The sequence below is a fragment of the Bittarella sp. HCP28S3_D9 genome (assembly GCF_052065655.1).
GTDB lineage: Bacteria > Bacillota > Clostridia > Oscillospirales > Ruminococcaceae > Bittarella > Bittarella massiliensis.
The window spans coordinates 29,521-49,927 of record NZ_JBQHTP010000014.1; the positions used below are offsets into that span (position 1 = coordinate 29,521).

Annotated in this window: 22 protein-coding genes; 9 read left to right on the top strand and 13 right to left on the bottom strand. The window is 60.3% G+C overall.

The window, feature by feature from the left end; translation table 11 throughout:
• Positions 1-801 precede the first annotated feature (801 nt).
• The 5 genes from ACTNAU_RS08610 to ACTNAU_RS08630 form a co-directional block, all read right to left on the bottom strand.
• Positions 802-1,080 (bottom strand): zinc-ribbon domain containing protein, encoded by a 279-nt coding sequence (locus tag ACTNAU_RS08610; RefSeq protein WP_185914763.1) that lies wholly within the window; start codon positions 1,078-1,080, stop codon positions 802-804.
• Between the two features lie 85 nt (positions 1,081-1,165).
• A complete protein-coding gene (locus ACTNAU_RS08615) occupies positions 1,166-1,729 on the bottom strand; it encodes a sigma-70 family RNA polymerase sigma factor (RefSeq protein ID WP_441098175.1) in 564 nt (187 codons plus the stop codon).
• Between the two features lie 176 nt (positions 1,730-1,905).
• Positions 1,906-3,288, bottom strand: a complete 1,383-nt coding sequence (locus ACTNAU_RS08620) for an MATE family efflux transporter (protein WP_185914761.1) — start codon at positions 3,286-3,288, stop codon at positions 1,906-1,908.
• Positions 3,289-3,944: 656 nt separating this feature from the next.
• Positions 3,945-4,460: a DUF4352 domain-containing protein gene (locus ACTNAU_RS08625; protein WP_441098176.1), complete on the bottom strand. Its 516-nt coding sequence runs from the start codon at positions 4,458-4,460 to the stop codon at positions 3,945-3,947.
• Positions 4,461-4,623: 163 nt separating this feature from the next.
• Complete coding sequence (locus ACTNAU_RS08630) at positions 4,624-5,814, bottom strand: serine/threonine protein kinase (protein WP_185914759.1); 1,191 nt, start codon at positions 5,812-5,814, stop codon at positions 4,624-4,626.
• A 287-nt stretch (positions 5,815-6,101) separates the two neighbouring features.
• On the opposite strand from ACTNAU_RS08630, the gene ACTNAU_RS08635 reads away from it, so the two are divergent.
• From ACTNAU_RS08635 to ACTNAU_RS08645, 3 genes are all read left to right on the top strand, one after another.
• Positions 6,102-6,530: an XRE family transcriptional regulator gene (locus ACTNAU_RS08635; protein WP_216401378.1), complete on the top strand. Its 429-nt coding sequence runs from the start codon at positions 6,102-6,104 to the stop codon at positions 6,528-6,530.
• Positions 6,531-6,619: 89 nt separating this feature from the next.
• Entirely contained in the window at positions 6,620-7,474 is an 855-nt protein-coding gene (locus ACTNAU_RS08640) for a pentapeptide repeat-containing protein (RefSeq protein WP_441098177.1), read from the top strand.
• A 130-nt stretch (positions 7,475-7,604) separates the two neighbouring features.
• Complete coding sequence (locus tag ACTNAU_RS08645; protein ID WP_441098178.1) at positions 7,605-8,465, top strand: prepilin-type N-terminal cleavage/methylation domain-containing protein; 861 nt, start codon at positions 7,605-7,607, stop codon at positions 8,463-8,465.
• Positions 8,466-8,553: 88 nt separating this feature from the next.
• Here the strand turns inward: ACTNAU_RS08645 and trxB are convergent, their stop codons facing one another.
• From trxB to ACTNAU_RS08660, 3 genes are all read right to left on the bottom strand, one after another.
• A complete protein-coding gene (gene trxB / locus ACTNAU_RS08650; RefSeq protein ID WP_441098179.1) occupies positions 8,554-9,480 on the bottom strand; it encodes a thioredoxin-disulfide reductase in 927 nt (308 codons plus the stop codon).
• Between the two features lie 89 nt (positions 9,481-9,569).
• Positions 9,570-9,896, bottom strand: coding sequence for a thioredoxin family protein (locus ACTNAU_RS08655; RefSeq protein ID WP_216401382.1), 327 nt, complete (start codon positions 9,894-9,896; stop codon positions 9,570-9,572).
• Between the two features lie 294 nt (positions 9,897-10,190).
• The gene (locus tag ACTNAU_RS08660) at positions 10,191-10,820 is read right to left on the bottom strand and encodes a Crp/Fnr family transcriptional regulator (protein WP_441098180.1); all 630 of its coding nucleotides are present in this window, start codon (positions 10,818-10,820) and stop codon (positions 10,191-10,193) included.
• 110 nt (positions 10,821-10,930) lie between these two features.
• On the opposite strand from ACTNAU_RS08660, the gene ACTNAU_RS08665 reads away from it, so the two are divergent.
• From ACTNAU_RS08665 to ACTNAU_RS08680, 4 genes are all read left to right on the top strand, one after another.
• Complete coding sequence (locus ACTNAU_RS08665; RefSeq protein ID WP_441098181.1) at positions 10,931-11,884, top strand: nucleoside hydrolase; 954 nt, start codon at positions 10,931-10,933, stop codon at positions 11,882-11,884.
• A gap of 292 nt (positions 11,885-12,176) precedes the next feature.
• Entirely contained in the window at positions 12,177-12,401 is a 225-nt protein-coding gene (locus ACTNAU_RS08670) for a helix-turn-helix domain-containing protein (protein ID WP_185914751.1), read from the top strand.
• Positions 12,402-12,638: a DUF6514 family protein gene (locus tag ACTNAU_RS08675; RefSeq protein ID WP_185914750.1), complete on the top strand. Its 237-nt coding sequence runs from the start codon at positions 12,402-12,404 to the stop codon at positions 12,636-12,638. It begins immediately after the preceding gene.
• 203 nt (positions 12,639-12,841) lie between these two features.
• Positions 12,842-13,327, top strand: coding sequence for a hypothetical protein (locus tag ACTNAU_RS08680; protein WP_441098182.1), 486 nt, complete (start codon positions 12,842-12,844; stop codon positions 13,325-13,327).
• A gap of 118 nt (positions 13,328-13,445) precedes the next feature.
• Here ACTNAU_RS08680 and ACTNAU_RS08685 read toward each other — a convergent pair whose 3' ends face one another.
• The 3 genes from ACTNAU_RS08685 to ACTNAU_RS08695 form a co-directional block, all read right to left on the bottom strand.
• The gene (locus ACTNAU_RS08685; RefSeq protein ID WP_185914748.1) at positions 13,446-13,865 is read right to left on the bottom strand and encodes a flavodoxin family protein; all 420 of its coding nucleotides are present in this window, start codon (positions 13,863-13,865) and stop codon (positions 13,446-13,448) included.
• Between the two features lie 391 nt (positions 13,866-14,256).
• Positions 14,257-15,552, bottom strand: coding sequence for a tyrosine-type recombinase/integrase (locus ACTNAU_RS08690; RefSeq protein ID WP_050005381.1), 1,296 nt, complete (start codon positions 15,550-15,552; stop codon positions 14,257-14,259).
• 154 nt (positions 15,553-15,706) lie between these two features.
• Positions 15,707-16,393 (bottom strand): helix-turn-helix domain-containing protein, encoded by a 687-nt coding sequence (locus ACTNAU_RS08695; RefSeq protein ID WP_432213950.1) that lies wholly within the window; start codon positions 16,391-16,393, stop codon positions 15,707-15,709.
• A gap of 172 nt (positions 16,394-16,565) precedes the next feature.
• Here ACTNAU_RS08695 and ACTNAU_RS08700 point away from each other — a divergent pair, with 172 nt between their 5' ends.
• Positions 16,566-16,781, top strand: coding sequence for a helix-turn-helix domain-containing protein (locus tag ACTNAU_RS08700; RefSeq protein WP_050005379.1), 216 nt, complete (start codon positions 16,566-16,568; stop codon positions 16,779-16,781).
• Positions 16,782-17,040: 259 nt separating this feature from the next.
• Positions 17,041-18,456: a MobA/MobL family protein gene (locus ACTNAU_RS08705; protein WP_441098183.1), complete on the top strand. Its 1,416-nt coding sequence runs from the start codon at positions 17,041-17,043 to the stop codon at positions 18,454-18,456.
• Positions 18,457-18,556: 100 nt separating this feature from the next.
• Here ACTNAU_RS08705 and hcp read toward each other — a convergent pair whose 3' ends face one another.
• Both hcp and rd read right to left on the bottom strand, forming a co-directional pair.
• Positions 18,557-20,209 (bottom strand): hydroxylamine reductase, encoded by a 1,653-nt coding sequence (gene hcp, locus ACTNAU_RS08710; protein ID WP_118040989.1) that lies wholly within the window; start codon positions 20,207-20,209, stop codon positions 18,557-18,559.
• Positions 20,210-20,242: 33 nt separating this feature from the next.
• Complete coding sequence (rd, locus tag ACTNAU_RS08715; RefSeq protein ID WP_118040991.1) at positions 20,243-20,404, bottom strand: rubredoxin; 162 nt, start codon at positions 20,402-20,404, stop codon at positions 20,243-20,245.
• Between the last annotated feature and the right edge of the window lie 3 nt (positions 20,405-20,407).

Here is a 20,407-nt window from a genome sequence, read left to right on the forward strand (position 1 = left end):
GATTTCTTCCCTTCATTCCTTGACCCCCTCCACTTCCCTGGCCCCCCTTTGACCCGCCAGTTTTGCCAGACGGCCGGCCCTTTCTAGGCCCTCCGCTTTTGCTCCCGCCGCTCTCCGCTCCAGCTGCCGCGAAGGCCGAGCAGGCCAAACCATCCCCCTATTCCAACTCCTCTGCTTCTTGCTCCCAACCCTCCCGTTTCAACTGTCGCGGCATCCGGGTAGGCCAGACGGTTCTCCCTTTCAACCCTTCTGCTCTTTTGCTCCTGTCCCTCGTCCCTCTCCACTCCGACTGCCCGCAAAGACCGGGCAGGCCCAATTGCGCCAGCCGCTCGGCCAGCCGCGGCGGGGAGAAGGGAGGGCAAACCACCCCTTTGGGGCCGCCCTCTCCCCCTGCGGGCCACAGGGGTGAATAAACGCCCCCCAATCGGCAGAGGGCGAATTCCCTCCCCTTTCCCCCTGTTCGCTTTCCCCTTCTCCCCGCACACCAAAAGCGCGGCTTCTCCTCGCAGACCGCCCTTCCCCCGCCCCCGCCGTCAGCGGTGTTCCGGTGCATTCTTGTATCGGTAGCAGTCCAGCCAACCACCGCCCCCCTCTGGGCAGACCGAGGGTTCTTCCTCTCCTCCTCCCTTGCCGGCGCGTCCGCCGGGCACCCGCCCGCTGGAGCTGGGACCTCCTCTGCCGTCTGCCGCCCCGCCGGGCCGCCCACCGCCCTCTCTCACCAGCCCTTTCGCGACGGCAGACAAAAAAAGCCCTTCGCTCCGTAGAGCGAAGGGCTTTTGATTGACGAAAAGAAACGGTAGCTTACTGCTCCTCTTTCATCTTGGCGAAGCAGTCGCTGCAGTAGACAGGACGGTCCTCGCGGGGCTGGAAGGGAACCTGGCAGGGAGCGCCGCAAGAAGCGCAGACGGCGTCGTGCATCTCTCTGGGGCCTCTGAGGTTTCTCTTTCTGTTGTCACGGCACTCTTTGCAGCGCTGGGGCTCGTTCTCAAAGCCCTTCTCCGCGTAGAACTCCTGCTCACCAGCGGTGAACACGAACTCTTTGCCGCACTCTTTGCACACTAAAGTCTTGTCTTCGAACATTTGATTGTACCTCACTTTGGAAAGATAAATTTGGCCCGCACCGGAATTGAACCGTCTTTTAGAAAAACCTAAACGCTCCCCTGAGCTATTGGGCATATTTTAATTTTTTTCTCACTCGTTGCAGGGCGTTATCGACAGATTTCTCCGGCTTGTGCAAGAGGCGCGAAATGTCCTTGTAACTGTACCCGTCCAGGTGTAGAGACAATACCTGTTTCTCAAACGAAGACAAAACACTCTCCGCCTGCTTCATCAGGCGGGACACTTGTTCTCGCTGTGCAACTATCTGCTGAGGGTCGCTGGCCCCGTCGGCTCCGTCTTCCCCGTCCAGGTAGGGCAGTTTTTCCTCGCCGCCGCCCCGCTTGCGCGCCCGGCTGCGCCGATAGCTGGCAATCATGGCGTTGCGAAGGCAAACTGTCGCGTAGGAGGAGAAGGGGATCCCTTTTTCCGCATCAAAACTGCTCACCGCGGCGGGCAGGGCCATCAGCCCCTCCTGCGCCATGTCTTCGCAGTCGGCGGAAAAGAGTTTGTGCGCCATCGCCTCAGCGATGGGGAGGTAGGCAGAAACCAACTGATTGAGGGCTTTCGCATCGCCCCCCTGTGCCCGGCGCAGGAGCTCGGTCTGTGCGTCATCCGATTTCCAATCGCCCATAAGACCCTACCTTTAGCGTTCTCTCAACATCCCCATCCTAACCTATAAACCACTTCCTGTCAAGGAATTTTTTCACTCTCGCCAAAAGCGCCAGATTTTTCAGACAAAAGTTGCGCAAACCCTCCAAAACCCGTATGGCAGAGCAGAAACTTGCCCCCTGCCGCCACGAGAAAACATTACTCCGCCGCCAGTTCAGACTCGTCCCGGGTGACGTTTCGCATCCAACAGCCGCTGCGGATGCGGAAAAAAGAGACCACCGTCTTGATGGGCGAGTCGATGCGCAGCAGCACATAGACCACCGGCGCCGCCACCTTGGCCACCAGGCCGAAGTAGGCCCCCAGAGGGGTGGCCACCGCCCAGATAAAGAAGACGTCGATGAAGAAGGTGAACTTGGTGTCGCCGCCGCCGCGCAAAATCCCCATGGTGGAGATGACCTCCACCGAGATGAGAAAGGTCATGACCGCCGCCGCGATCATCATCTCCCCGGCCATGGCAGTGGTCTCGGGGGCGATGTTGTACAGCCCGATGACCGGCTTGCGGATGGCCAGCACGATCGAGGCGCCCACCGCCCCCACCCCCAGGGAGAGCAGCTGCATGGTGGTGGCCATCTTCCGCACATACCCGGCGGGTTTTGAGCTGACGGCCTTGCCGATTTGGATGGCGGTGGCGTTGGAGAGGCCGAAGAGGAAGATGAAGGCCAGCTGGGTCACCACGTTGACGATGCTGTTGGCCGCCACCACCGACGCCCCCATCCGCCCCAAAATGGCGGCGTGCACCGAGGTTGAGAGCCCCCAGGCGATCTCGTTGAAGGCCACCGGCAGGCTGGTCTTGACGTAGTCGCCCAGCAGCAGCCGGTCCATCTTGTGAAAGAGGTGGCGCAGCCGAAAGCCGGTGCGCTTTTCAAAGCGCTCCATGTAGACGATCGACATCACCAGCTCGCTGATGCGGGCGCAGAGGGTGCCCACCGCCGCGCCCGCGACCCCCAGGGCCGGCGCGCCGAAGGCGCCGAAGATGAAGATGTAGTTGATGATCACGTTGATGACAAAGGAGACCGAGTAGATCACCACCGAGATCTTCACCTGCTCCACCCCCCGCAGGGAGGTGATGTAGCAGTTGGAGACCCCGTAGAAGAAGTAGGAGAAGGCGATGATCTTCAGGTAGCGCACCCCTTCGGCCACCACCTCGGGGTCGGCGGTGAAGAGGCGCAAAATGGCCTCGGGGAAACAGAGCACCAGGGCGGTGACGAGCAGGGAGAGCACCACCACGAACTTCAGACCGATGGCCATAATGCGGCTGATGGCCGCCGTGTCACCCTTGCCCCAGTACTGGCTGATCATCACCGAGCCGCCGGCGGCAAAGCCAAAGGAGAACATGCTGAAGACGAAAAAGGGCTGGTTGGCCAGGGAGGCCGCCGACAACTGCACCTCGCCCAGCTGGCCCAGCATCACGGTGTCCATCATATTGACGCCAAAGCTGATGAGGTTTTGCAGGGCGATGGGGATGGCCACCGTCAGCAGGGCCCGGTAAAAGGACTTTTCGGTCAAAATCTTGTTGCGCACGATCTCAATTCCCTCTCTGTCTGATTTCGCCCCCGGCCCCCCTCTCGCAGGGGGAACAGCCGGGCAAGGGCACAAAAAACAGCCGCCTGTGGGGTCCGCCGGGCCGAAAGGCGACTGGTGGGAGGGGGCAACCCTCCCTGTGACAGCAGCAGTATACCACATTCCCCGCCCCGCGCCAACACCTTTTGTCCAAAAAGCGACTTCTTTTTTGACCGTCTTTTTCCGTCCCCCCTTGTCTTTATCATACCGCCGCTCCGCCGTCTTTTTCGTCCATCTTCCCCGCATTCCCCCACAAAGGGTGCACTGCCTCCTGCCGGCGACTGCAAAAGGGAGACCAGACGACAAAAGCCCCGGCCCGCCTTCGCGCAGCCGCCCCTGGCCTGCTGCCAAGGGCAGTGTCCCCTCCACCCGCAGCGGAAGGGGGACCGCCGGAGCAGCTGGAGAGCCCCCCTGTCCGGCCCACCGGGGTCGCCCGTCGAAAAGAGGCTGCTCCCCCCTACCTGTCGACGGCCGAGCGGGACAGCGCCAAAGAGCGCCGTCTCGCCCAAAAGCCTCGACGCAGCAAAAGAGCCGGCGCCGCAAACCAGCGGCGTCGGCTCTCTAAAGGGGATCTCCCCCTTGTTTGCTGCGGTGTTCAGCCCTCTCTCGGGGCGCGACTAGGCGTTGGTGGCCACAAAGCTGACCGTCTTGTCCAAAAAGAGGTTGGGCTTGTACTGCAGCTCCAGTTCTTTCCAGTCCGCTGGCAGCTCGTAGCCGATGATGCCGGTGAGCTTTTTCCCCTTGGCGATGGTGCCGCTGAGGTCCTTGCCCTGCTCGTAAGAGGCGCTGATGCTAAGGCTGATGGCTTCGTCGTCGGCATAGGCGTCAAAGGAGGCGGCGGTGACGAGCAGCTCCTTGTCCGACCCGTTCTCCACGGTGAACTCGCAGACAATAAAGGCGTTTCCCTTTTCGGGCTTCAGGTACTGGGTGCCCTCGTTCTCCTCCACCTTGTTGAGGGTGATCTTCACGCCGTCCTCCTCGTAGGTCTCGCCCACGCCGAAGGAGGTCTTTTCCTCCATCTGCGGAGAAGAGCTCTCGCCCGACCCGCTTCCCCCGTCGGTGCTGGAGCCACAGCCGGCGCAGAGCACCAGGGCCGCCGCACAGAGCAGAGACAACAAAATGCGTTTTTTCATCTTTCCAAAACTCCTCTCATTGGCAAAATGGCCCGGCTGTCTTCGCCGGGCGACCCTCCGGCCCAGGCCTCGGATGATCGCCCCCATTGTACGAAAAAACCGGGGCAAAGTCCTATGCTCCCAGCATAGGACTTTGCCCCGGGACCCGCGCGTCTGCCGGCTGTCAGGGCACCCGATAGAGGGTGTGTCCAACTTGCACCAAGACGAGCAAAACCACCAGCCAGACGGCCAAATAGCACAGCCCCGCCAGCCAGCGCTGTCCCCGCCTGTCCAGCGCGCGAAAAGGCGGGCGGGTGCGAACTCTCCCCAAATCCAGCCAGTAGGCGGCATGGGGGAGAAATATCCACAGGTAAATCAGGCAGCTGACCACCGCCGCCCCTGCACTCTCAAAGGGGCGGCTGGTCAGGGCGGCCCAGAGGACAAAGGCGGCGAAGGCCAAAAACGCCACCAGCCGCCAGGCATTTTCCCGGCCAAATACACTCTGCCACCGGCGGGGCGGCCCCTCGCCCACAGGATCGGAGGGGACAAAGGCGGTCGCCGGCAGGTCCGCCGCCACCGCCGCCCGGTCCTGCTGCAGAGAGGCAGCGGCCGAGGGCACAGCCCCCGCAGGGAAAACGCCCCCCTCTTCGGCGGACAGCCCCGCCAGCGCCTGCTGCACCGCCCCCCGCAGTTGGGTGGCCGACTGGTACCGCTGGGCCGGGTCGATGCGCAGACAGCAGTCGATCACCCCCGCCAGGGGGCCCTTCCAGCGCCGCTCCTCCGGCAGCTTGCCGCAGAGCAGCCAGTTGGCCAGCGCCCCCAGGGCATAAAGGTCGGTGCGGGCGTCTGTCTGGGCGTAACCGTACTGCTCGGGGGCGGCATAGCCCTTGGTCCCCAGGTAGACCGTGTCGTTTTTCTGCCGGGGGTCGTACTGGCGGGCGGCCTCAAAGTCGATGAGGAAGAGTTGCCCATCCGGCCTCACCAGCACGTTTTGCGGCTTGATGTCTCGGTGCACCAGACCCGCCCGGTGCAGGGGCTCCAAAATATCGCAGAGGGCGCAGAGCCACCGCCCCACCTGTGCCACTCCCAGACGCCGCCGCCCCTCGGCACAGCGGGCCATGGTCTCCCCGGGCACGTACTCCTCCAGCACCACCGTCTCGCCCGCGCACTGGTAGAGGTCATAGACCATGGGGGTGCCGGCGAAGTGCCGGTCCCGCAGCTGGGGATAGACGGTGTCTGCCCGGTGAACGGTCTTTTTCACCGCCACCAGACCGGTATTTTTGTCCCGCACCAGCTCCACCCTCGCCCGCTCGTTCTCGGAAAAGGTGTCCAGCACCTGGTATCGGTCTGTCAGGTAGTCGGTCAACTCTGTCATCGCTGTCTCATTCCTCGGCTCTGTAAATTCTCCCGCTGCGGACTCGCGGCGGGCCCCCCTCGCAGAAAGGCGCGGCAGGGGAAGGCTTTCCGCCCCGCCGCCAGGCCCCGGCAAACAGAAGCGGTCACCCGTCTTTTTTCACCCGCAGCTATTTTTTATTCTACCACAACCCGGGGTAAAAGGCACTCAGCTGCCAGCATATTGCAGCAGGGGGCGCGCTCCTATATAATGAAAGGTACTTCTTTCGCCCAGACAGGTTGGGCAGTTTCACAGAAAGGGCTGATCCTGTGTCCCAAAAATCCACCGGAGAGCTGCGCAACGAGCTGCAAGAGGCGCCGTCTCTGGACGTCTATATCCGCGAAAACGAGGGGGAATTCCTGCACAAGGAATTCTCCCAGTACCTCGTCGAGTGCTTGGCAAAGCGGGGTCTGCGCAAGTCCGAGGTCATCCGCCGCAGCGGTTTGAGCGAAGTCTATGCCTATCAGATCCTGGCCGGCAAAAAGCGGGCCGAGCGGGACAAGCTCATCTGCCTGTGCCTGGGCGGCGGTCTCTGTGCCGACGAGTGCGACCGCGTCCTCCGCCTGGCCGGGCGGGGCAAACTCTACCCCCGCGACCGGCGCGACGCCATCTTGCTCTACTGCCTGGACAAAGGGCTCGGGGTGGCCGAGGCCGACGACCTGCTCTACGAGGCGGGGGAGCCCACCCTTCTCAGCTAGCCCCCTTTCGCAGAGCGCCGGTCGGGCCGCAAGGCACACCTCGTCCCGTCGACCCGCCGAACCGTCATTTTAAAAAGGAGGGATCTGCCGTGCGACCCATCCGCCGGGAAGAGCCCCTTCCCCAGCTGCGAGAGGCCCTCAACGCCGACTGCCGGCGCTGCCGTGGCCTCTGCTGTGCCGCCCTCTACCGCGCCCGCGCCGAGGGGTTTCCCGCCGACCTGCCCCCGGGCCGCCCCTGTCCCCACCTGGACGGGGGGTACCGCTGCGCCATCCACGGCCAGCTCACCGCCCGCGGCCTGCACGGCTGCACCGCCTACGACTGTTTGGGGGCCGGGCAGCGGGCAGCCGCCACCTCCCCTGCCGACTGGCGCCGCGACCCGGAAGAAAAAGAGCGGCTCTTTGCCCGCTTCCTCTCCCTGACCGCCCTCCACCAAATGCTCTGGTACCTGGCCGAGGTCGCCTCCCTCCTCCCCGCCCGCCCCCTCTGGGAGGAGGCCCAGCAGCTCATCGGCGAGTGCTGGGCCCTGGGCGAGGGGGACGCCCCCCTCGACGCCGCCCTGTTGGAGCGGCAGCGCGCGCGGGTCAACCGGTTGCTCCGCCCCGCCCACGAGCAGACCCTGGCCGCCGCCGGCGGCCGGGCCTCTCCCCGCCGGAACGCCGACTGTTCGGGTCGGCAATTTCGGGGAGCGCCCCTGCGCGGGCGCGATTTCTCCATGGCCCTCCTTCTGGGGGCCGACCTCTCCGGCTGCGACCTCTGGGGCAGCAGCTTCCTGGGCGCCGACCTGCGGGGGGCCGATCTCCGCGGGGCCGACCTGCGGGGGAGCATCTTCCTCACCCCCATCCAGTTGGGGTCTGCCCGGGGGGACGGGCAGACCCGCCTTCCCCCCTTCCTCTCCCGCCCCGCCTCCTGGGATCCCTCTCCACGGCACGACAGGCCCCGGTAACCCCTTCGGGCGGCTGTATCTCTTTCCTTTTTCCGCCTTTTTGCGCATCTTTTTCCCGCCCAGCGGCTTTGTGTGATATAATGGGGAATAAATGAACACACGCCGGACGGGTGCGGGGGTGGAATGAGCGATGACAGAAAAGGCAAACACGGGCAACGGACGGGGCCGCCAAAAGGGGTTCACCCTGGTGGAGGTCATTGTGGTCCTGGTCATTCTGGCGGTCCTCGCCGCCCTCCTCATCCCCTCCATGGTGGGCTGGATCGACAGGGCCCACAAGCGCACCTGCGAGGTGAGCAAGGCCGGCCTGGCCCGCGACCTGCAGGCGGAGGAGATCTATCAGACCGAGGGCGGGGGCAAACTCACCACCTCCCAGCTGCAGGAGTTGGCCCAAACGTCTGAATTTTACTGTAAGCAGGGCGGGGTCTACCACGTGCTGCGCGACGGCGCAGGGGAGATACAGGTCGTCTGTCCCCTGCACGACAGCGCCTACACCTTTGACATGAGCGAGGTCATCCGAAATCTCATGGCAAACCCCGGCAGCGAGGAGCTCAAGGCCCTGTTCCAGTCCTTCACCGGCGCGGGCAAATACATCGACTCCACCAGCAAGCAGGGCACCAACCGGGAAAAGCTGGAGGGCGCCCTCAAAGAGGCGGGCTTTGACCTGCAGGCACAGGGGGTGCAGAGCTGGTCCTTCCAGGGGGTGGGGAGCGGCCAATTCCTGCTCTACTGGACCACCGAAAGCCTGGCGGACTACCCGGTGGGCAGCCAGGTCAAGGTGATGCGCTACAACTCCCGCCGGGGCACCTACACCGCCGGCTATGTCACCGTGCAGGAGACCCAGCTGGAGGGGAAGGGCGAATACTACCCCGTGCTGGGCCGGGGCGACGCCTCCTGGAGCGAATTCACCGACATCCCCCAGAGCGACGCGGACAAACAGCAATTCGACGCCATCTACCAGGTGTTCGGCCAGATGCCAGCCGGCGCCAACTGACTCGCCTGTACCAAAACAGGGGGGCGGGAGCAACCAACTGCTCCCGCCCCCCTGTTTCTTCTTTGTCCAAACGGCTGCGGCGCTGTTTTCAGCCGCCGAGCTGGGCCAGATACTCCTCCACAAATTTGGAGGCCACCGCCCCGTCCGCCGCTGCGGTCACGATCTGCCGCAGGGGCTTTTGGCGCACATCCCCCACCGCAAAGACCCCCGGCAGGCTGGTGCGGGTGGTCTCGTCGGCCACCAGGTAGCCCTGCTCGTCCATCTCCACCTGGCCGCGGAAAAGGGCGGTGTCGGGCACCCGGCCGATGGCGACAAAGACCCCGTCACAGGCCACCTCGCGGGTGGCGCCGCTGCCCACCTCCTGCAGCCGGACCCCGCTCACCCGCTGGCCGTGAAGGACCTCCGCGACCGTTTGGTTCCAGAGGAATTCCACCGGGCTGCCCTCCAGCGCCTTTTGATAGACAGCCGACGCCCGCAGCGCGTCCCTTCGGTGTACCAGGTAGACCTTTTTGCAGATTTTCGAGAGGTAGAGGGCGTCCTCCGCGGCGCTGTTCCCCCCGCCGGCGACCACCACCGTCTTGTCCCTGTAGAGCATCCCGTCGCAGGTGGCGCAGTAGGAGATCCCCCGCCCCCGCAGACCGCGCTCTTCGGGCAGCCCCAGTTCCCGGGGAGAGGCCCCGGTGGCCAGGACCACGGTGCGGGCCAGCACTGGGCCGTCGCTGGTCTCGATCCTCTTGGGGGCCGCTTGCAGGTCCACCGCCTCCACCTCGGCGAAGGCCGTCTGCGCCCCAAAGCGCTCGGCCCCCCGCTCCATCCGCTCCCCCAGCGCAAAGCCGTCGATCCCCTCGTCAAATCCGGGGTAGTTGTCCACCTGGCCGGTGGTGGCCATCTGCCCGCCGGGGGCCATCTTCTCGATCACCAGCACCGAGAGGCCGCTCCGGGCACAGTAGAGGGCGGCCGCATAGCCGCCCGGCCCGCCTCCGATCACCGCCACATCGTATATTTTTTTCGCCATCGCGCACACACATCCTTTCCGCCTTGGCGCGCCCTCCGGCACGACCGGACAGGTCGTCACAGAGGGCTCTCCGCCGATCTCTCGCCCTTTTAAAGGGCCCCATTTTCCCGAAGCCAGTTCTCGATCTCCGCCGCCGAGCCGGGGTTGACCAGGGGCTCGCTTGCGCGGCCGCCGGCAAAGAGCCGCAGGGTGGGAATGGTGTCCACCCCGTAGTGCTCGGCCAACTGCGGCGCCTCGTCGATGTCCACCGTCTTTACCGCCAGCCGGTCGCCGTACTTTTCCGCCAGCCGCGCAACGGCCGGGGCCAACCGGCGGCAGTAGCCACACCAGGGGGCGGAAAAGTCCACCAGCACCGGCTTCTCGCTGTGCAGCACTCCCTCTTCAAAGTGTTCTCTATCAACTGCTAAAACTGCCATCGCAAACGCGACCTCCCTTTCTTTCGGGCGGAAGGATCGGCGCTGCCTGCTGCAAGGGCCCGTCCCTGTTGGGGCGGCCAATCTCCCTTTTGGCGCAGGCCGGCCGAAGCTCTATCTCCGCAAACTGTTTTTGCTATTATTACAGATTGTATTGTAATAATATCAGTTACAGAATCTCCTGTCAACCCCTCTTTCCCAATCTCTTTCCCATTTCTCGACAAAAGACCGGGCCCCGCCGTGCACTGCGCACGGTGAAGCCCGGTCTTTCTGTCCGCCCCTTGGCCCAGCTGTCCCCTACTGGGGCAAAAAAGCATTCAGCTCCCCCTCGTCGAGCACCCGAAAGCGCCGCTTCTCCCAGCAAAAGATCCCCTCGCCGGCACAGGCGGCCACAGCCCGGTTGACGCTGCGCAGCGGAGCCCCCGCCTCCATCACCAACAGCTCTTTGGTCAGTTGGGGCAACTTTCCGGCCCGGTGCCAGACCGCCACGGTGCGCAGCACCCGCTCCCGCACCGTGTAGCGACCGAACTTGTCGAAGAGAACGGTGTTCTCGGTCAGCTTGCGCACCAGCTGGGACACCACGTACTGGGTAAAGTCAAAGTCGGCCCGCATCCACTCCAAAAAGGCGCTGCGGGAGAGGCGGTACAGCCGACAGGGGCTGATCGCCGCCACATTGATGACGTTCTCCCGCCCGCAAAACACCTCAAACTCGCCGAAGAGGCTGGGGGCGCAGTAGTGAAATACCGGCGACACCTGCCCCCGGACGCCCTGCAGGTACCCCTCGGCGTCCCCCTCCAGGAGGATGTAGACGGCGCTGTTCTCCATCCCCTCCCAGAGGATGGGGGCCCGCCGCGCAAACGACACCTCTTCCAGCTGGCGACCGACCGCCGCCGGCGCCGCCTCCAAAAAATCGATCAGCCCTTTCATGGGGCACCTCCAAACAAAATATCGCGTTTTGGTCAGGTGACCTGGATTTTGCCGTTGGCTTCATTCTATACTGGGGAAAACCAACCGTCAACCGAGAGAGGAGAAGAGAGATGCGACACTTTATCATCGACACCGACACCGGGGGGGACGACGCCCTCGCCCTGATGATGATGCTCATGGACAGCGGGGTCCAGGTGGAGGCAGTCACCACCGTGTTCGGCAATGTGGACCTGGAACAGGCCACCCAAAACGCCCTGGCAACCCTGGAATTGATGGGGGGTGAGCTGCCGCCGGTCTACAAGGGCGCCCCCCGCCCCCTGCTGCGCGAGCCCCTCACCACCGTGCACGCCCACGGCAGCGACGGCATGGGCGACTGCGGCCTGGTGCACCCCCGCATCGCCCCCCAAAAGGGCCACGCGGTGGACATCATCTGCCAGCTGGCCAAGCGCTTCCCCGGCGAACTGGAGATCCTGATGATCGGGCCCGCCACCAACGTCGCCCTCGCCCTGATGAAAGAGCCGGAGGCCATGCGGGGGGTCAAACACATCTACTCCATGGGGACCGGCGGGTACAGCCTGGGGATGGAGACCGCCGTGGCCGAGTTCAACGTGTTGGTGGATGCCGAGGCCTACGACGCGGTGCTGCAGAGCGGGATCCCCCTCACCATCGCCGGATTTGACCTCTGCCTGGGCGAGACCGCCTTCAGCGCCCAGGACCTCGACCTCCTCAACCGGTCGGACACCGCCCTGGCCTCGTTCGTGGTGCAGAGCAACCGGGTGCTGTTGGAGATGGCCACGGCCCGCCTGGGCTACCCCACCGTGCCCCTGCCCGACGCCCTCGCCGCAGCCGCCGCCCTCTGGCCGGACACGGTGTTGGAGGCGGAGGACCGCTTTTGCTACACCTGTTACCGGGAAGAGGCCACCTACGGCCAGGTCATCCCCTTCCTCCCCAACGCGGTCGCCACCGCCGGGGGCTACCAAAACCGGCCGGCCAACGCCCGCCTCATCAAGCGAATGGACGCCGCCCTCTTCAAAGAGCGCATCCTAAAGATGCTGCTGCAATAGAGCCGTCCCCCACCCCGCCTTGCCTGTGCAAGGCGGGGTTTCCTTTCGCCCTCTTTTCGCACCGCCGTCTCACCTCTTTTCCCGGGCAAAGCCGGTTCAAACGGAAATACCGCCCTTCTCTCACGCCTCTCTTCCCCCCTCCATTCTCCCCCTCCTGGCCGCCCTTGGGCCTCTCTTTTCGCCTGAAAAAGCCTCTTTTCGGAAAGAATTTACAAAAAATAGCAAATTGCGCACGACTGTTCATTGTGCTGTTTTGAAAATTGGACTATTATTCCAGCATGGAGGTGGCAAAGTGGACAGATTCAAGCGAGTAGCGGTGCAATTTGGGGTACAACTCAAACTGGCCAGGGAGGCGCGCGGCCTGACCCAGGAAAAGACGGCGGAGCTCTGCGGCATCAGTCCCCGCCACTATCACAATCTCGAAAACGGGCACACCAACCCCAGTCTGGCGACCGCTTTGCAAATCTCTTCTCAACTGGGTTTCAGCTTGGACAGCCTGCGAGAGGAGGTGATGTAGTTGCAACTCGAGTACGCGGTGTTTCAGGAACTCCGCCGGATCGCCGACAGCGGCACCTTTCTCACCTACGGCATCCGCGTCTGGGGCAGAGAGGGGGGCGGCAAACGCCTCCTCCGCCAGGTGTCCGACGTCTCGGTCTCCCGCCCCTTTGTCGAGCGGATCGCCGCTCTGTGCAACCGGTACGAGCTGGCGCCGGAGCACCTGATGGACGTGATCGAAGATGCATTTGGAAAATAGGGCGCACCGCGGCAAAAGGCCTCCTCTCGGAGGCTTTTTTACGTCCCTTTTGAAAAGGCGGCGGGAAACCCCACCGCTCTACTCGAAAGGCAGCCCTTTACTTCACCAAATTTCTCTCCCTTTCGACAAACTTTTCGCGACAGTTCACCCCTTTCCCGCTAGGATGGAGAAAACCCCATCCAATCAAACGGGAGATGTTTGTCGTGAAAAAATTGTTGGCCCTTTTGCTGGCAGCCGCCCTCTGTTTGGCCGGCTGCTCCTCTGCCAAAGGCGGGTTGGACGCGCTGGACGAAGCCCCCTCTTCCTCGGCCCCCTCGTCCAGCGCCTCCTCCAGCAGGGTTTCCTCCTCCGCCTCCAGCAGCCAGGTGTCTTCCAGTTCCTCGACCTCTTCGACCTCCTCGGCTGCCACATCTGAAAAGAGCGCCGCCCCCGCTCCATCCAAACCGGCGTCCTCCGCCCCAGCGGCCTCCCAGCCGCCGGCCGAAACGCCCGCTCCTGCCGCCCCGCCCAGCAGTTCCGCCGCCCCCGCCCCAGCGCCCCAGCAGAGCGTCACCGTCTACGTGACCAAGACAGGGGAGAAATACCACCGCGCCGGCTGCCAGTACCTAAAAAAGAGCTGCATCCCCATCTCGCTGGACGACGCCAAGCGCAGCTACAGCCCCTGCTCCAAGTGCAACCCGCCGCGGTGAGGCCTTTACAGGCGATGCGCTCGAGCGCTGCTCTCCCCTGGGCCCGCTCGAACTAAAAATGGGCCGCCCGACAAAGATTTGTCGGGCGGCCCATTTTGCAGTTCTGCTGTGCGCTCTATCACTCCGCCGTTTTTACATCTTCATAACTCACGATTTGAACTCCCTTTGAAGCGGCAAGCGCCATCGTCTTTTCTCTGCTGCCAGTCGAATTTCCACTGCCAGAGGTGATGATCAGTTCGACTTTTGCTCCCCTGGGCAGCAGTTCCAATATGCTGTTGAATGCCGGTGCCGGGAATCCAGCCCAGAGGGGAACGGCGACAACGATTTTGTCGTAGTCGGCAAAGTCAGCGGCAACCGGCTCGATCTCCGCTCTCTTCTGACGTCTTGCCGCAAGAGAACCCAAAACATAAGCGGCAACTGTAGAGCGGCGCTTTTTCTCTTTGATTTCAATCAATTCTGCCTGCTCTTTGCCGGCCCTTTTTTCTGCCAGCGCCCTTGTCTTCCCAGTATACGAATAAAAAACGAATGCTGTTTTCATCTTATCTCCCTCTCTCGCGCCTGCAATTTTTCTGGGCAAACCGCTCAAATGCCCGCTTTGAATCACGACCGCCTCAAAGGCCCTCTGGCAGCCTTTTCATCCCTTCGGCAATCCTCCCACACAGAAGCGCTGCCTGTATTCCCCCTCCTGAAAAGGGATGGGGCCATATTGGCGGATATTGATTCTGTGCCCTCAAAGGGATCCCATTCGCCTAAACTCTATAGCGGTCTCAAGAATGGACAATGCGCCTTCTCCCCCAACAATCCAGATTTATCTATCCGATTCTCTGAAACCCCTTGATTTTCCTGCATTTTCCGCAGGTCTGCTACCATAAAAAGCTCCGTTTTCCCTTGTTTTTGCCCTTGTGGGACAAAACAAGGGAAACTTTTTATCAGTCGCCTACTACCTTATCCAGCAAGCGGGCTGATGAGCGTTTCGCTTCCCTTGTCGAGTGAGCGTAGATGTTCATGGTGGTACTGACGTCGGCGTGTCCCAAAAGCTCCTGCACGTCCTTCGGCGCTGCCCCGTTGGAGAGCAGGTTGCTGGTGAACGTGTGGCGAAGCTGATGGAAGTGGAAGCCCTCAAGCCCCGGAATTTTCTTTGAGGCTGTCCGGCAGGCAATGCCGACCGTGCTGGACGATTCAAAGCACCCGTCCGGGCGGAGACAAACGAAGTCGATCTCCCGGTAGTCCACCGGCACTTCCTCCGACCTTTGCAGACTGTACAGCTCATAGTAGCTGCGGCCTTTTTCCTGCACCTGCTTATAGTAGTTCAGGCTGTATAGCTCGCCGTACTTGAAGCGGTTTTTGTGCTGCTCGGTCCTGGCTGCCTTGAGGATCGTCGCCAGCGTGTCACAGAAGTCTACCGTGCGGATTTTGCTCCGCTTGGTGGTGCCGACCTCCGTCTTGTGCCTTGCCCCGTTGTAGCGCATACTGCGCCGCACCGTGATGGTCTGCTCCTTGAGGTCAATGTCCTGCCATGTGAGGGCGCAGACCTCGCCGATCCGAAGCCCGGTGTAGTAGGCGATCTGAATGGGCAGGAGCGCCGGGTTATCCTTCTTTTTCAGATAGTCCGTCAGGGTCTTGAACTGATCATAGGAAATCGTCGGGACTGTCAGCCCGTCCTCGCTGTCCTCATTGAACAGCTCGTAGCATTCCTGCTTCTGCCTGATCTTGATATACTGCATGGGGTTAAAGGTAATGAGCCGCTTGGGGAAGACCGCAAACCGGAACGCTCCCTGCATCACCGCCGAGAACTGCCGCATATAGCCCTTGCTGATGGGCTTGACCTTCGTTCCGTCGGCATTGGTGCCTCCGAAGGACAGGAGATCGAAGAACATCTGCAAATGCTCCGAGGTCACGGTTTTGAGCTTCCGGCTGCCGATGGGGAATTGCTTGATGCGCCCCACAGCGCCCTGATAGGCCATCACCGTGCCGTTGGAGAGATTGCCGGGCTTGACTTCTTCCTCAATCCACATATCCAGCAGATCGCCCACCGTGACATTTTCGGACCTGGCAACGAACTTCTTTGCCTCGTAGTCCTCCATCGCCTTTCGGAGCAGGGCTTCCGTCTCGGACTTGCTTTCTGTTCCGGCGTATTCCTTCTGCACCAGATTTCCGCTCTCGTTTTCCACGTAGAAGCGGTAGTACCACTTTTTGCCTTTCTTTCTGACAGATCCTTTTGCCATAAATACTTTTCTCCTTTCCGTATCCGTGGCAATCGGGTCTGTGACATATGGTTGTGCGTAAAAGTAATCGCTGTGCGATAACTTTACCATATCCGCCGGTCTTTATGACCGGCTTTTTTCGTTCCCGTATTCGTTTTTCAAGGTGCCACGGTACTTATGTACCTTCATGCTCCGCTATCTCTGCGGATGCTTCTCTGAACTTTCTCTGTGCTTCCTCTACCATGCCGAACTGTTCCTGAAGCCTGGTCTTTGTCCGCCCTTCATCGTAAAGGTGGAGGATACCGTCCAGATATTGCTTCATGTCCTCTATGGGCTCCGCCATTTCCTTCCGGTAGACCTGCTCCGTGATGGATCCGATGTTGATGGCGTATCTGCCGATAGATTCTTTAAGCCCCTCGTCCTCTGCCACAGCGTCGATCTTTGTCATGGAAAGCGCCCAATACTTGGCAAGGACAGCATACAGATCAACAAGCTGTCCAAGGAAGGTGGTTAAAAGCTGCTGGTGCGGTTCTCCCTTTACGGAGGCTGTCAATGTTTCCAGATAGTCCTTTACATGCTTTTCCAGATCCATCTGGCAGACGGTATAGCTATTGTATTCCTTATCTTCGGATAGTCCTGTCAGCCATTCTGAGGTAGTGAGCAAAGCGTGAGCCAGCCCGTCTATGATCATGGTGCGCTTCGGATCGACCCCGTCTGCCTCATATCTCTGGATGGTGGACTTGTTGACCCCGAGCCGCCTTCCCAACTCCGGCATGGAGAGCTTCAGCTCTGTCCGGCGTTCACGGATACGCTCACCGACCTGTTTTGGGCCGAACGATTTCTTTTCCTTCAAGGCTTTCACCTCCTAACGAGTCTACTATACCACAGATGATTTTAATTTGCAACACCATTTTGCATATCTATTTGTAAAATAACTTTGAATGACGCCAAAACAGGTTGACAAACGATAGCAGAATAAGTATAATGGCGGAGCGATGGTTGCAAAATGAGTATTTACGAAAGGAGGTAATATTATGACGAACATCAAAATGGGACTGACCATCGAAGAAGCCGCCGAAATGTCCGGAATTGGACGGAACACCATGCGCAAGCTGGTGGACTGGGGCAAGCTGCCCGTGCTCAAAGTGGGACGAAAGACGATCATCCGAAGGGATGCGCTGGAGAACTTCATGACCGTCAATCAAGGGAGAAACCTTCTCAATCAGGCAGACGTCCGGGAGGTGCGCTAAGGATGGATTCAGCAGGTAAAAGGCCTCGCCGTTTGAGAGCGAAATACACCCCTCGCACAAATCTGGCGATTTGTACAAGGGGTATTTCGCTCCTGCGGAGGGCCTGCGTCTCTGTCCTGGCGTTAACGGACAGAGGCGCAGCCGGAAACCGCCCGGCGCTTTCCGGTGTTGTCCCACCGCTGCGGCGGCGTGACAACATACGGGGAGACGAAAGGCGAAAGAACGGAGGTGAACGATGGCACGGCACAGCTTTATCCAGATGTCGAAGCTGTCCAATGTCAAGGGAAGAATATCGTATATCTCAGACCCCAAGCGGCAGGAATACCTCTACGCCACCTTCTCCACAAGGGAAGATATGACCTTCTGGAACGATCTGGCGAAGGAGTGTCAGGAAGAATTCAAACGCTTCGGGACAGAGGGAAAATGTATCGAGGCGCGGGAATTAATCATTGCTCTGCCGGAGGAATACACGAAGTTTGATCCCAACCAGGTGCTGCGGGAGTTCACGGAGCAGTTCAAGAAGCGGTACGACGTGGAATGTGTCTCGGCGCTCCACCACAACAAGACGAAGAAAAACTATCATATCCATCTGATCTTTTCAGAGCGGCGCTTGCTGCCAGAGCCGGAGGTCAAGATCGCCACCCGCAGCGTGTTCTATGATGAACTCGGCAAGCGGGTACGGACAAAGAAGGAGATCACCGGTGAGGATGGCCAAATTCGTGAGGGCTGTATCGTCATCAAGAAAGGCGAGGCCTACGAAAAACACCTGTTCACGGCAAAGGACGAGGTATTCAAGAATGAGCTTTTCTTGGATGAAGCCAAGCAGTTCTACACCGCTCTGATCAACCGCCACATTCACGACCCGGAGAGGCGGCTAAAGGTCTTTGACCCGAACAGCGTCTACCTCCCCACCAAGAAGATCGGGAAGAACAATCCGAAAGAGGCTGAGATCGAGGCGGATAATGCCGCACGGCAGGACTGGAACAGGACGGCGGATATGGCGCTGGTATCCGGGATCGAAGAATCCAAGATCATAGAGATCAGAAATGAACACGTCTACGACGAGGCCACCCGGTCCGTACAGAAGCACGGCTGGCTGCCGGGACTGTTCCGGGGTATCATCCAAAAGGCCAAGGAAATCCTACAGGTATTGATTCGGGAGACAGAGATCCCGCCCAAGCCTACGCTGTCAGTTGATATGGCGGAATACCGCACCATGCAGAAGCTGATGGTCAAGGTACAGGACGAAGCCAGGGCCATCAAGCAACTCATGCACGGGGAGCTTCCAAAGTTGGAAAAGCAGCTTGCCGAGACGACCGGGCTTTTCAGGGGCAAAGAGCGTAAGGCCTTACAGGAAAAGATTTCAGGTGTACAACAGGAAATTGACCGTCGGATGGACCTGTTGCCCGGTATCCTCAAAGAGGACGGTTACCCCGACGTACAGGCGTTCAAGAGGACGTATGACGACGCCACCGCCCTTGTGGAGCAGTACAACCGTGACCTGGCCGCATGGGAGCGGCAAGTCCACGGAGGGCAGCAGCCCCAGCAGAAACCGCCTGAAAAGGAGAGCATCCGAAAGAAGCTCCGGGATATGGAGGCGGAGGCCAAACGCCGGAATGACGCACGGCGGCAGCAAACACGACCCCGCAGCCACGATTATGACAGAGGACGCTAAGACAGAAAAATACACCGCAGGAAGCCCCTGCGGTGCATACATAGGAACGCCCTGCAAGTTTGAGGCTTGCAGGGCGTCAATATAAACTGAAGGTATGTTTTTATGCTGTCTCACCGACAAGAAGCTTTAGGTCTTCGTCCACCGTGCCGATACCGGCGATGCCGAAGTTCTCCACCAGCACCTTCGCCACATTGGGAGAGAGGAAGGCGGGGAGCGTCGGACCCAGATGGATATTCTTGACGCCCAGATACAACAGGGCGAGAAGCACAATGACTGCTTTCTGCTCGTACCATGCGATATTGAACGCAATCGGCAGGTCGTTGACATCGTCCAGCCCAAAGACCTCCTTCAATTTCAGGGCAATCAGCGCCAGAGAATAAGAGTCGTTGCACTGTCCGGCATCCAGCACGCGGGGAATGCCGCCGATATCTCCCAAAGCAAGCTTGTTGTACTTGTACTTGGCACAGCCTGCGGTTAGAATTACCACATCCCTCGGCAGTTTTTCAGCAAATTCCTTGTAATATTCTCTGGACTTCATTCTGCCGTCGCAGCCCGCCATAACTACAAACTTGCGGATCGCGCCGGACTTGATGGCCTCCACGACCTTATCCGCCAGAGCAAAGACCTGCTCGTGCGCAAAACCGCCGATGATGCTTCCGGTTTCGATTTCCTGCGGCGGTGCACAAGTCTTAGCCTGTTCGATGATGGCAGAGAAGTCCTTGACGGTTCCGTACTCGCCTTCGATGTGGCGGCATCCCGGATAACCTGCGGCACCGGTTGTCCACAGTCTGTCCTTGTAGGAATCGGCAGGAGGAACGATGCAGTTCGTGGTCATGAGAATCGGTCCGTTGAAGGTCTCGAACTCCTCCTTCTGCTTCCACCATGCGTTTCCATAGTTCCCTGCAAAGTGATCGTACTTTTTGAATGCCGGATAATAGTGCGCAGGAAGCATTTCGGAGTGAGTGTAGACGTCCACTCCCGTGCCCTTTGTCTGCTCCAGAAGCTGTTCCAGATCCTTCAGGTCATGACCGGAAATCAAAATGCCGGGGTTGTTCCGGACGCCGATATTGACCTCTGTGATTTCAGGATTTCCGTATGCGCCGGTATTGGCGGAATCGAGAAGCGCCATGCCGTCCACGCCGAACTTCCCGGTCTCCAGCGTCAGCGCCACCAGATCGTCAACTGTGAGGCTATCGTCCAAAGTCTTTGCCAGTGCGCGCTGAAGGAAAGCGTCGATTTTTTCGTTGTCCTGCATCAAGGCGTTGGCGTGCTTGGAGTATGCCGCAAGCCCCTTGAGACCGTAGGTAATCATCTCGCGCAAGGAACGGATGTCTTCATTCTCCGTCGAGAGAACGCCGACCGCGTCGGAATCCGCTTTTGCGTCGAACTCACTCTCGCTTCCGTTCCAAAGCGCCGCTTCCGGCAGGGAGTCCAGGTCAGTCAGCTTCGAGCGCAGGTCTTCCTTGACTTTGAGCGTTTCCTTGATTCTCGCAACGATTGCGTCGCGATCGAAGTTCGCGTTGGTAATCGTAGTAAACAGGTTGACGGTCACGAGATGGTTGACGTCCTTTCCGATCTCTTTTCCTTCCTCCCGGAGTTTAGTGGTCACGCAGGAAAGCCCCTTCGTCACATAGATCAGCAGATCGAGCATGGACGACAGTTCGGGTCTCTTTCCGCATACGCCGACCTTTGTGCAGCCGGTGCCCCTCGCCGTCTCCTGACACTGATAGCAGAACATTTCACATTTTTTCATTGGTTTTTGCTCCTTTCGTTTTTTGCCATTCACTTAGTCGGCCTTTACAAACATGTCTTTTCCCACACCACAGATTGGGCACACCCAATCATCGGGAATGTCTTCAAATGCTGTTCCCGGAGCTATTCCACCTTCCGGATCGCCGATCGCCGGATCGTAGATATATCCGCAGGGCTCACATAGGTACTTGTCCATTTC